Raw genomic sequence first — 11,449 nt, 5'->3', positions numbered from 1 at the left:
TCTGTGCCATCTGTGAGAAATAAAACAGACCGCATCAAAAAAATGAGTTCTCACAGATTACTCAGATTTGCACAGATCCATTTCTTTCACATCTGTGGGAATCAGCGCCATCTGTGAGAAAATATAAGCAGTGTTACCAATCTATTGTTGTAAGTTTTATAATGTGCTATACAAGATGTCCTTTAAAAATCCATAATCTTTACTACTTTGCACTTTTGATAAAAAAAGGTGACTTTTAGCTCTTCTATTTTCAACTCATCGGTATCCTACTTCCGAACCAACACATCATTTCATGATAAAAACCTCTTACTTTGTTTGCTTATGCATACTGTTTGTATTCGGCTGTACACCAGATTCCTCCCAATCAGACTCCGGTGAAGACTGGCAAATACTCTTCAACGGTAAAGACCTTGATGATTGGGTGGTAAAAATCCACCAACATGAAGTGGGTGATAATTATGCGAATACCTTCCGGATAGTAGATGAAATCATTCAGGTCAATTATGATGAATATGTCACATTCGACAATCGGTATGGGCATCTATTTTACAAAGAACCCTTTTCATCATTCCACATGAAGTTCGAATACCGCTTTACAGATCAATGGATGGAAGATGCGGCAAGCTACACCTATAGAAACAGTGGCGTCATGTTCCACTCCCAGGATCCAAACAGTATTTTGAAGGATCAAGATTGGCCAATATCTGTAGAGTATCAGTTGCTGGCACGTGAGGTGGATGGACAGGCACGTCCGACCGGAAATATGTGCTCCCCTGGAACGGAAGTATTTTATGAAGGGAACTTGTATCCCGATCATTGTCTCAATTCATCCTCGCCTACATTTGATTGGGACGAATGGGTCAAAGCAGATCTGATCGTTTACAGGGACTCTCTGATTATTCATATGGTCAATGGTGATACGGTGCTGCGCTATTCCAAACCTCATATTGGTGGCGAGGTGGCCAACAGATTTGATCCAAATGTCAAAATTGACGGGAAAGCCCTTACATCAGGATATATCGGATTACAGGCAGAAGGCCAAGGGGTAGAGTTTAAGGAAATCAAGTTAAAGAAGCTGGATTGAGTATAATAAGCATGGATATCCGTTTCTTTGCAAGTACCACAATATTCTATTACATAGAGGACGTCTGCCTGTCCGTTAGGCAGGGAAGACCGAAGTCGGACGACGGGTGTACCGGACATTTCAATCTCCTAACAAGAATTTTATCGAATTGCTATTTTTCTGTCATCATTTGGTACTTACATTATAAAAATTATATATTCATGAGTCCATTTCACCAACCCAAAAACTGAGCTATGAAGAGGTACCTTTTAATTTTATCTCTATGTCTGATCAGCACAATTTCATTTTCCCAATCCAAATCAGATGTAGAAAACGCCGTCGAAAAGCTCCGGCTCTCTCTGGTAAATCCTACAGTCGAAAATCTGAAAGAAATCTCTTCCACATCCCTAACATACGGGCATTCCAGTGGAGTAATTGAGAATCAGGATGAGTTTATCGAAGCACTGATTTCAGGAGCCTCTGATTTCCGAAGCATTGAGCTGAAGGATCAGACCATTATTTTCCCCAACAAAAACACTGCCCTTGTCCGACACAAACTTCACGCACAGGTATGGGATGGAACCAAAACCAATCCTATTAACTTGGGCGTATTATTGGTCTGGGTCAAAGAAAAGGGAAAGTGGAAACTGACAGCCAGACAGGCTTTTAGACTTTGAATCTAATTACAATAGATTATTGCATCTGGCCAGAACTGTGTACTCTCAGGTAATGTCATTGACAAATCTGTTTCAAAAAAAGACTCACATCATTGGCAACAAAAGCAATTTAAGATGCAGGCTCTATTTTTATATCGGATTCACTTTGTTTCTTTTCTACAGGTTTTTTTGACAAAGTCAACAAAGCCACGGTGATCAGAATCAGAAATGTTCCCAGCCAATCCATTTCCAGAAAAGCAACATTCAACCAAAACACTGCAGCCAAGGTTGCTGACAATGGTTCTACTGAACAAAGGAGGCTAGCGGTCTGTGCCCCGATGATATTGAGCGAGGAAAGAAAAATCGTGAACGCGATCACTGTACCGAAAATAATGATGAAAGCAAAAGCCAGCCATGTACCTATATTCCAGATGCCACTGACTTCCCATGGTTTGCTGTATAGAGAAATCAAGAGGCCGCCAATAATCATGGCCCAGCCTGTCACTGTTACAGAGGAATATCTTTGAAGCAGTTGAACAGGAAAAATGGTATAAAAAGCCAAAGAGACCGCTGAAAAAATTCCCCAAAAAACAGCTTTTTCAGAAATCACCAATTGGTGGAAACTACCGTGGGTAACCAATAAAAAAGTACCGGTCAATGCCAATATAAGTGCTGCATATTCTACCAAAATCGGCCATCTTTTATTTTTTATGGCATAAAATCCCACCACGAAAACAGGACCTATATATTGTAATACCGTGGCAGTGGCAGCATTGGAAAAACTGATGCTATAAAAATATGAAAACTGAACAGCTCCCATGCCAAAAATACTGAAAAGCACAAGCTGAACCGCATCCCAAGGTTTTCTCCAGATTTGAAATGCATCTGAATTTTTTCTGAAAATGGCAAAAAGCATCAAAATCCCTCCTGCCAAAAGCATCCTCCAGGAGACCAACCAAGCCGGGTCAATCTGCTTATGTTCAAAAAGATATTGGGCACAGGTTCCGGATATTCCCCAGAAAATTGCCGCCGTAAGGGTCATTATAAAACCTGAAACAATTCTGGAAGCAGTAAGACGGGACATAAGTTTGAGCGCTGATTGTCAATGAAAAAGCGAATTTAGGCAACAAGAAGATAATTTTTGAAAAATTTAAAAAAAGAAAATAAAAATATATCTCTCAAAAAAATTCTTTTTTAAACACAGATTTCCACCCAATTAATGACCAATAAAAATAAAAATTGAACCTAATCTATTCCGAAATACAACAAATTGAAAACTGAAAACTTTCAATGGCCAAAGGAGTTATTCTTAAAACCCAAAACATCATGAAGCACTTTGACATAAAATATTCAGGCCCACTTCTGGGGTTATTAATTATTTTCGCCTTCATCAGCTGTTCAGAGGCAGACGACCCTGTTTCAGTAGATTGTTCAATTTCAAATCTCACAGTGGAATTCACTTACACAGACCCAACTTCCTGTTCTGCAAAAGACGGAAGCATCATCCCGGTAGTCAGTGGTGGAAATGGTCCCTATCAGTTTAATCTGGATGGGCAGCAATTTCAATCCATATCAAGGTTTGAAAATCTGGGTCCGGGAATCTATCAAATGAATGTCAAAGACCAAAGCGGATGCGAACGGTCTGTCAGTGTGTTGTTAAAATCTCCAGAATCAAACTTATCTGCTAATTTGGAGACCACTGATAGCGGCTGTAATTTGGAAAACGGAGCAATTATCATAGAGCCTTCAGGGGGGGTTGCACCTTTTGCTTACAGGTTAAATGATGGGCTAGCCACTTTAACAAATGCTTTTTTTGGTCTTTCCTCAGGAAACTACAAAGTCGATATCATTGATAATACCGGTTGTTCGACTACCCAAACAGTCCAAGTTTCAAATGGCATCAGATTTGGGGCAATTATCAAACCCATCATAGAGACCAATTGCGCTCTCACGGGATGTCATCTGGATCAAGGTAATATTACCTTTGCCGTCTTTGCAAACATTCAGGTCAGGACTGCCGACATCATCGCCAGAATCCAAAGCGGCAACATGCCCAAAAATGGTCCAAGACTAAATCAAGCGGATATTGATGCCATTGTATGTTGGGTGAATGACGGTGCATTAGAAAATTGATTGGATGTTTTTGTAGAAAAAGTCAATCAATGAGCAGGTCTGTAGATGTTCTTTAGCAACAAACCGGCTATAATCCCAAACCAACTGATTTGAGCAAGTGTACCATGTCTTGGATCTTAGTTATTGAATCTTGTGTCTAAGATCTCATGTCTCTCGTCTCAAATCTCCAATTACTCCTTACCTTAGAATTATGGATTTATTTGATCAAACATTAGGCAAAATCAAAAACTGGCTTCCAAAAGAAGGTATTGTCAATTATTATGGAAAAATATTCAACCAAAAAGAGTCTGATTTTTTCTATGAAAACCTTTTAAATACCATTGAATGGAAAAATGATGAGGCCTATATTTTCGGGAAAAAGTATATCACCAAAAGAAAAGTGGCTTGGTATGGGGACCGGGATTTTGAATACACCTATTCCAATGCTACCAAACTGGCTTTGCCTTGGACCAAGGAACTATTAGACCTGAAAAAAGCCATCGAGAAAGTAACCGGAGAAACCTTCAACTCTTGTCTTCTCAATCTTTACCATACCGGAGAAGAAGGCATGGCTTGGCACAGTGATGGGGAAAAAGACCTCAAAAAGGACGGGGCTATTGCTTCTTTGAGTTTTGGAGCGGAGCGGAAATTTGCGTTTAAGCACAAGGAGAACAAAGATAAAGTCGAATTGCTCTTGGAGCATGGAAGTCTTTTGATCATGGCCGGCAAGACCCAAACCCATTGGCTTCACCGACTTCCACCCACTAAAATGGTAAAAAGACCTCGGGTGAATTTGACTTTTAGGACGATTGTAACCTGAATCCCTAATCAAAATTCATTTTCAGTTCAATCTGGCAAAAAACTGAAAATAAGCACGACAAAAAGAGGGGAATTTTTGATGAAAATCTTAGATGACACAAAACAGTAAAATTTACCCCTTCAACTCGCCATCTTCATCCACTTCAAATACCCAAACATAATCTTTGCATTCGTTTGACACATTGGGCGTATCACAAGTTTGTTGTGTACCTTCAATCACATATCCGTTATCATCAGGTAGTTTGGAAATACTTTTTCCATATTCATTGAAAAATCCACCATAAGTCTTTTGCCAAACAAGTTCCCCTCTTGAATCAATCTTCAAAAGTAGGACGTCATAATTTCCTTTGCCAAAAGAACTGGTAGACCCTACCACCAAGCATCCCCCATCTTCAGTGCAAACAACCTCTCCTGCCCTATCATAGCTGGTACCACCAAAAGTATGCTGCCAGAGTATTTCTCCATCCTTATCTTTCTTGGTTACTTCGATGTCACAGACGGTTTCTGCACCGCAGTTGATGGTGGTAACAGAATATTGAGCTTCATTTGGTGAATAGCCATGATTTGATTTGACAGGAAGCCATAGATAAAGCAAAATCGCAATAATTGGCATTAAAGTGAATCCAATGGCTTTTTTACCTGAAGAACTTCCCAAGAATGAAATGAGCGTGGTCATAAGAGATTTTGATAAATTGAAGTGAAAAGGTTTCTTTTTATGTGAATTCAGATCTTCCAAATCAACCTTCAGTACCTTACTAAGCATTTTCAGTGAATAGGCACTTGGATTGACTTCCTTGTTTTCTATTCGCTGCATGGTACGGATGGAAAGGCCACTTTGCTCAGCGAGCTCGGCTTGAGTGAGGCCTTTTTTTTTCCTTAAGGATTTGATTCTTTCGCCTAAATTCACTTTTCAAATATCAATCTAATCAACCAAAAAATATACGTCAGACACACGTCATGTTTACGTCATCTTAACATTTTTGAAAAATCTTTGTTTTAAAGCTATTTGATTATTTGGTTAAAAAAGTCCTTTTTCCCTCCACAAATTCTTTAAACCTTTCCATTGCCACCTCCAAAGCCTGATGACTGAGACTGGTTATCACTATGCGGTAAAATCCCTTTTTTCGATGTCCAAATCCTGCCCCTGGGGTGAAAAGAATATCAGTCTTTTCAAAGATCTCCTTCCACAAGTCGTGTTGTCCTTGATCTGTGTCTTCTTCCAAAAATTCTGACATATCCATCCATACGAACAGACTTCCATAGGAGGGATTATAAGGGATTCCCAATTCCCTAAAGACCTCACCACAATCAAATAGGATTCAGTCAAAGCTTTTTGGTTGGCCGAAACAAATTGCTTCATAAAACTTTGGTCTTCCAAAACCTCCTGCATTACCCATTGGGTAAAGTTGGAAACGGAGTGAGAAAGTCCTGCATTCCTGTAGCCATTGATCAGGTCTTCATTGTAAGAATGAAGTAATCCTATCCGAAAACCTGAGATGCCCAAGTCTTTGGAAAATGAATACCAAAAATGGAGGAAAGGGTTTTTCTCTTCGGCCATGAATTGCCCAAAGGACGCAAACCGTATGGGGTTAGGGTAATCGGATTTGATTTCAGGATGATTGATGTCAATACGGGATAAGCCGTAAATCTCATTGACAATCAGGTGAATTTCATTTTCGATGCACCAGGAAGCCAATTGACTAAGCTGTGATGCGGAATAAATGCCTCCCGTGGGATTATCTGGAGAAGTTAAAATCAACATTCTAAACCGACTTCCCAAGGCTTCAATCTCTTTTTTCGCTTTCTCTAATTGATCAATGGATATTGGCAGTCCATCTTTCAATTCCTCAATATCAGTATGGGTTTGTAAATCATATCTCTTTATTCCTGGCATCACGCCTATATCAGCTGTATAGACCGGATAACTTGGCGCAGGTATCACAGCAGTATCCCCTTGGTCGGCCAATAAAAAAGAAGTCATCTCAATCACTGAGGTTGCACCGGCAGAGAATGCGAGAGAGTCCGCAGGGATTTCTTTTTTGATTAAAATTTCAGAAAGAAATCTGGCTGTAGCTTCTCTAAAAGATAACACCCCCGCGGGGTCACCATAGCTTGATACCCAATCAGGAATGTTTTTAGCTTTAGTGATGGATTGAATTTTCTCCTGAAGCATTTCCCAACAAAGGTGATTTTCAGCCACATTCATTAGAAAAGTTCCCTTGGGGTTTTCTAATGCATCATATTGATTTTTTTTGGCTTGGTTATAAATCTCCAGGTCAACCCTTATTGGTTTTTTGGCTGCCTGGAATCCTCGTTGAGATAAATGTCCTTTCATTTCCATATTCACTCTCTATTTTTAAGTAGGAAATTAAATTTAAGAATTAAGTTTAATTTCCCACTGAAAGAAATAATCGCGCTGGAAAAAGGATCATTTTTCCCTTGACAAAATAACCCTCCTGTATGAAACCAGAGGGATATTTCCATTGTCCTTGATTTCCAATATCAAGTGGATTTCACTGTCGCCAATGTCAGCCGGCACTTTCAATTCCAAAACTGGAGCATCATTACCCTCGATTTTCATTTCAGTTGGATAGGTCCCGGTTTCTTTGTAATGAAACCAACGGAAGGATAATTCATCTCCATCAGGGTCATAGGAATCTGAAGCGTTCAACTTGACCACAGCACTAGGCTTATCTTTGATCCGGATGATTTCATTGCCTTTATTGCCATTTATGACAGCAATGGGTTCATGGTTTACTTCATCGGGGTTTTTAATCGAATATTGGAGGCGGTTCATAAAACTGTTCTTCACTTCAGGTATCCATCTTTCCAATTCCTTGTTTTCTACATTGCAGGTATGGTAATATCCCTCAGGAAAGTCCTCTCCCATTGGCCTGAACATGCTTCCCCAACTTCCTTGGGTGGGTTCCAAAGGATCATTCAGACCCCGCACTGCACTCAATAGATATAAAAATGCAGGAGTGTCCCCCTCTCCCCCATGGTCATAAATCTCCGACATGGGGCCATGGCCATTGACTTCGGATTGCTGCATGACCTTGATGTATTTCCAAAATTGTCCTCCATCATGAAGCAGCCATGCAGGTGAAACCCTATCCCCTTCGAAAGTAGAAGTTACGGTTCCCATATTGGTACATTTCAATGCCTGTACTTTATCCAGGTCTATCAAATAATCGAAAGTAATGTCCTGTAAAAGGATCCCAAAAATATGGAGCTTGTCCAAAAGCTTTTGAAATTTCTCATCGGAATGATTCTGCTTATAGCGATAAAGCGCTTGGACAAACGTAATCGGCCCGCCCCACATCTGCACAAAAATCGGCCTGTCATCATCTTTATCAAATATCTCTTGTAGGTGTACACTCCCCTCCGAATCCTTGGATTCCCCATTTGGGTTGAGCCCCTCACCAATCCAATCATGGAAGTGTATGTCACCCCAACTGCTCTCCACGTACCTTCCCGCAATCTCCTGTGCAAACTTCTTTTCATTCGTCAACCAAATGATGGGCAATGCACCCCTTCCTTTTTTGGTCAGGTTTTTAAGTGTGGCATAGGTCGGGAATTCAGAATGGTGTTTACGAAGTTGCTCAAACTCCTCGCTGTAGGCATCCAAGATACTGTTGACTTTCTGCCAAGGCCCATCCTGATCATAATTGAAATCGGGTAGCTGTTGGGTGACAATGATGGCTTCCGTGTCAAAATAATGCGAATAGTAAAGATATCTGATCAGGGAATTCCCATCATCATGGGTCATATCTGTCATGATCACTACCCGGGGTTTTTCTTGGGCATAAAGGTTTCCTAATGCTGAAAAAAATAAAAATGGAATGGCCAATAGTTGAAGGATTGTTTTCATGTGAGTGGATTCAATAAGTTATCTGGTTTAAGATAGTGGTTTTTCCTAATATTTTGAAAAGGAAAATAATATCGATTGACATTACCAGAAAAGTAGGCTACATCTTTTTTGGATAGAATATAGGATCATATAAATTATTCCAATCCGATTATAGGAATTACCCAGATTAATGGCTAATCAAAATATAATTAGTTTTTCAGCTCAATGTCAACCAATCTTTTGCCCGCTTCCTTACTCATGCTATCTTTGATCCAAATTATTAAATGCATAAAACATGTTCGAAGGCCCCAACTATCCCCAAACCCTAGATGAATCACTTTTTGATGAATGGCTGGAAAAAGGGCGTTCAAGCAAAATTCCTTTTGCTTACCTGATTGTCATTTGGGATGAATTGGATGGGTTATACTCTCCAGTATATGTTGAGGAGAGAAGTGAACTGCAAAAGTTCGCCCGCTATGGTCAGGCACCTGACCATCAGCTATTGGTGGCTGCTTATGACCTGTATTCAGAGACGAGGGTGATATAGAGGATGATAGTCACATGCTTACTGTTTTGGTAAAAAAAAGGATTTTGTGGAATATTCATTTTTCGTTTTATATTGGATTACATTATAAATTACAAATCCAGTCTCGGCTATAAAGTTTTAACATTAAAAAATCATGATTTCAAAGCATTTAATCCCAAAGAAATTTATTGCCTTGATTTACTTATTTGTATTTGCTTTTTATAATTCCTTTGCCCAAAAACCCCATATCATTTTGATTGTAACAGATCAGCAGCGCTATGATGCAGTAGGTTATATTGAAGGTTCGAATATCATTACTCCAAACCTTAATCAATTGGCAGAGGAAGGAGTATATTTTACCAATGCCTATTCTTCCACTCCAAGTTGTACCCCTGCTAGGGCGGCATTGCTTACAGGAATGTCACCTTGGGGTCATGGCATGCTGGGATATGCTAAAGTTGCCCGGCAATATCCATTTGAAATGCCCAGAATGCTGAGGGGTCTTGGTTATTACACCTATGGTATAGGCAAAATGCATTGGACTCCTCAGAAGACTTTACATGGATTTCATGGCACTTTGGTAGATGAAAGTGGTAGAATAGAATCAGATGGTTTTGTAAGTGACTACCGAGCTTGGTTTAAACTTAAAGCTCCAGGGCAAGATCCGGATGAAACAGGAATCTTGTGGAATGAACATAATGCAAAAACGTATCAATTAGAGGAACATTTACACCCTGACCATTGGAAATCAGAGATGGCAGTAGAATTTTTGCATAACTACGATTTGGAAAACCCCTTGTTTTTGAAAGTTTCTTTTGCAAGACCCCATAGTCCTTATGACCCTCCTCAGCGTTTTCTTGATATGTATAAAGATCTCCCCATCAAAGCCCCCTACGAAGGAGAATGGTCAGATAAATTCCGGAAATTTCCAAAAGAAAGGGAAGCAGCTTTTGGAGATTTTGGAGTAGAACATGCACTCCATAGCCGGAGACATTACTTTGCGTTGGTCACATTTATCGATGAGCAAATAGGAAAAATCATTGCAGCTTTGAAAGAAAAAAACATGTATGATAACAGTCTGATTCTATTTGTTTCAGATCATGGAGATATGCTTGGTGATCATCACCATTGGAGAAAAACTTACGCCTACGAAGGTTCCTCCAAAGTACCCTTGGTCATAAAACCACCCAAATCATTTGACTATGAGGCTTCCTTGGAGAAACTCACCCATCCAGTGGAAATCAGGGATATTCTGCCTACTTTTTTGGAAGCAGCGGGTGGAATTAAGCCCAATACAATGGAAGGAAAGTCACTTTTGGGACTTTTGGCAAATCCAAATACGGAAGAATGGAGGGATTATATAGACCTGGAGCATGCTTCTACTTATGTGTTTGATAATTATTGGGCTGCGCTAACAGATGGCAAGGAGAAGTATATTTGGTTTTTTTCCACAGGAGAAGAGCAGCTTTTTAACCTTGAAAAGGACCCGGGGGAAACGACAAACTTAATTTCAGATAAAGTCTATTCCGAAAGACTTAAATTATGGAAGTCCAGGATGATAAACCATTTAAAGGAAAGAGGTGATGGGTTTGCTAAAGACGGTATGTTGGTCAAGAGAACAACAAATCTTTTGTTAAGCCCCAACTATCCGGATAAAGAATGGTCAAATCAGGAAGGTTTGAAGTTTTGGCTGGAAGAAGTAAATCAAGGATTTCGATCCAATTAAATTATTGGTAAGCTTGTAAGTTCCATCATTCCACCAAACTCCACAGACAGGACTGTAACAATGGTAATAAACATGGTAATAACCCAACTATAAGAATATATCCGCTAGCCAGAATTGCTGTTATTTTAAGTTGTAAAGTTAGTGTAAAACCCGATTTTCAACTGATTGAGTTTGATTTCCGTTTTTCCTAACTGCTCTTTCATCTCACCATCTATATGAAAGGCGGCATTGTCCAGATTTTCAATAGTGACTTCTTCTCCACTATACGTCTGCACAAAATCCAACTCCGAAAAGTCTTCCCTAATAAACCCTGCCGTCAAGGCCATCCACTCCTTAAGACTGTCGGGATTGAGGACGATTACCTCAAATTTCCCATCATCCATTTTACCGGTAGGATTGATTTTGGCACCTGTACCATACCTATCTCCATTTGCGATGACCAGCATTTTGGCGTTGACTCGTTTTTTTTGACCATTTAATTCCAAGTCAAAACTGAACTTATTGTTTTCAAATACTTGGGCCAATGAGCTTTTAAAATAACTGCCCATGCCCCGCACATCACTTTCCTCAAATTTCTTAATCAGACCCGCATTAAACCCGAAATCACATACATGAAGACATATATCTCCATTGACATCCAAAACATCCAATTGAATCAATTTGCCTTCTTTCAACGCCCTTATGCTGTCTTCCCAAG

General features: G+C 39.8%; 11 protein-coding genes. 6 read left to right on the top strand and 5 right to left on the bottom strand.

What is annotated here, in order from left to right; genetic code table 11:
- Positions 1-292 precede the first annotated feature (292 nt).
- The gene (locus ACEW8U_RS13130) at positions 293-1,084 is read left to right on the top strand and encodes a DUF1080 domain-containing protein (RefSeq protein ID WP_373522509.1); all 792 of its coding nucleotides are present in this window, start codon (positions 293-295) and stop codon (positions 1,082-1,084) included.
- Between the two features lie 233 nt (positions 1,085-1,317).
- A complete protein-coding gene (locus ACEW8U_RS13125) occupies positions 1,318-1,740 on the top strand; it encodes a nuclear transport factor 2 family protein (RefSeq protein WP_373522508.1) in 423 nt (140 codons plus the stop codon).
- Between the two features lie 109 nt (positions 1,741-1,849).
- On the opposite strand, the gene ACEW8U_RS13120 is transcribed toward ACEW8U_RS13125, so the two are convergent.
- Positions 1,850-2,803 (bottom strand): DMT family transporter, encoded by a 954-nt coding sequence (locus ACEW8U_RS13120; protein WP_373522507.1) that lies wholly within the window; start codon positions 2,801-2,803, stop codon positions 1,850-1,852.
- 242 nt (positions 2,804-3,045) lie between these two features.
- Here ACEW8U_RS13120 and ACEW8U_RS13115 point away from each other — a divergent pair, with 242 nt between their 5' ends.
- Together ACEW8U_RS13115 and ACEW8U_RS13110 are read left to right on the top strand one after the other, a co-directional pair.
- Positions 3,046-3,852: a hypothetical protein gene (locus tag ACEW8U_RS13115; protein WP_373522506.1), complete on the top strand. Its 807-nt coding sequence runs from the start codon at positions 3,046-3,048 to the stop codon at positions 3,850-3,852.
- A gap of 190 nt (positions 3,853-4,042) precedes the next feature.
- Positions 4,043-4,651, top strand: a complete 609-nt coding sequence (locus tag ACEW8U_RS13110; protein WP_373522505.1) for an alpha-ketoglutarate-dependent dioxygenase AlkB — start codon at positions 4,043-4,045, stop codon at positions 4,649-4,651.
- Positions 4,652-4,762: 111 nt separating this feature from the next.
- On the opposite strand, the gene ACEW8U_RS13105 is transcribed toward ACEW8U_RS13110, so the two are convergent.
- The 3 genes from ACEW8U_RS13105 to ACEW8U_RS13095 form a co-directional block, all read right to left on the bottom strand.
- Entirely contained in the window at positions 4,763-5,557 is a 795-nt protein-coding gene (locus ACEW8U_RS13105) for a helix-turn-helix domain-containing protein (RefSeq protein ID WP_373522504.1), read from the bottom strand.
- 195 nt (positions 5,558-5,752) lie between these two features.
- Positions 5,753-6,991 carry an aminotransferase class I/II-fold pyridoxal phosphate-dependent enzyme gene (locus ACEW8U_RS13100; protein ID WP_373522503.1) on the bottom strand — a complete coding sequence of 413 codons (1,239 nt, stop codon included), beginning with the start codon at positions 6,989-6,991 and terminating at the stop codon, positions 5,753-5,755.
- Between the two features lie 87 nt (positions 6,992-7,078).
- Complete coding sequence (locus ACEW8U_RS13095) at positions 7,079-8,521, bottom strand: nucleoside hydrolase-like domain-containing protein (RefSeq protein WP_373522502.1); 1,443 nt, start codon at positions 8,519-8,521, stop codon at positions 7,079-7,081.
- A 274-nt stretch (positions 8,522-8,795) separates the two neighbouring features.
- Here ACEW8U_RS13095 and ACEW8U_RS13090 point away from each other — a divergent pair, with 274 nt between their 5' ends.
- Together ACEW8U_RS13090 and ACEW8U_RS13085 are read left to right on the top strand one after the other, a co-directional pair.
- Positions 8,796-9,047, top strand: a complete 252-nt coding sequence (locus ACEW8U_RS13090) for a hypothetical protein (RefSeq protein ID WP_373522501.1) — start codon at positions 8,796-8,798, stop codon at positions 9,045-9,047.
- Between the two features lie 133 nt (positions 9,048-9,180).
- A complete protein-coding gene (locus ACEW8U_RS13085) occupies positions 9,181-10,752 on the top strand; it encodes an arylsulfatase (RefSeq protein ID WP_373522500.1) in 1,572 nt (523 codons plus the stop codon).
- A gap of 125 nt (positions 10,753-10,877) precedes the next feature.
- Here ACEW8U_RS13085 and ACEW8U_RS13080 read toward each other — a convergent pair.
- Positions 10,878-11,449, bottom strand: a 572-nt coding sequence (locus ACEW8U_RS13080) for a diacylglycerol kinase family protein (protein ID WP_373522499.1), incomplete at its 5' end; no start/stop codon positions are given.

This window comes from Aquiflexum sp., assembly GCF_041751335.1.
Classification (GTDB): domain Bacteria; phylum Bacteroidota; class Bacteroidia; order Cytophagales; family Cyclobacteriaceae; genus Aquiflexum.
Note: the sequence above shows the minus strand (reverse complement) of the source record. Positions and strands in the feature narration are given on the sequence as shown.

Bases quoted from the DNA above. Each gene is read 5' to 3' on its own strand.
- ACEW8U_RS13095 (WP_373522502.1), bottom strand. From the start codon at position 8,521: ATGAAAACAATCCTTCAACTATTGGCCATTCCATTTTTATTTTTTTCA.
- ACEW8U_RS13130 (WP_373522509.1), top strand. From the start codon at position 293: ATGATAAAAACCTCTTACTTTGTTTGCTTATGCATACTGTTTGTATTC.
- ACEW8U_RS13085 (WP_373522500.1), top strand. From the start codon at position 9,181: ATGATTTCAAAGCATTTAATCCCAAAGAAATTTATTGCCTTGATTTAC.
- ACEW8U_RS13125 (WP_373522508.1), top strand. From the start codon at position 1,318: ATGAAGAGGTACCTTTTAATTTTATCTCTATGTCTGATCAGCACAATT.
- ACEW8U_RS13120 (WP_373522507.1), bottom strand. From the start codon at position 2,803: ATGTCCCGTCTTACTGCTTCCAGAATTGTTTCAGGTTTTATAATGACC.
- ACEW8U_RS13110 (WP_373522505.1), top strand. From the start codon at position 4,043: ATGGATTTATTTGATCAAACATTAGGCAAAATCAAAAACTGGCTTCCA.
- ACEW8U_RS13090 (WP_373522501.1), top strand. From the start codon at position 8,796: ATGTTCGAAGGCCCCAACTATCCCCAAACCCTAGATGAATCACTTTTT.
- ACEW8U_RS13115 (WP_373522506.1), top strand. From the start codon at position 3,046: ATGAAGCACTTTGACATAAAATATTCAGGCCCACTTCTGGGGTTATTA.
- ACEW8U_RS13100 (WP_373522503.1), bottom strand. From the start codon at position 6,991: ATGGAAATGAAAGGACATTTATCTCAACGAGGATTCCAGGCAGCCAAA.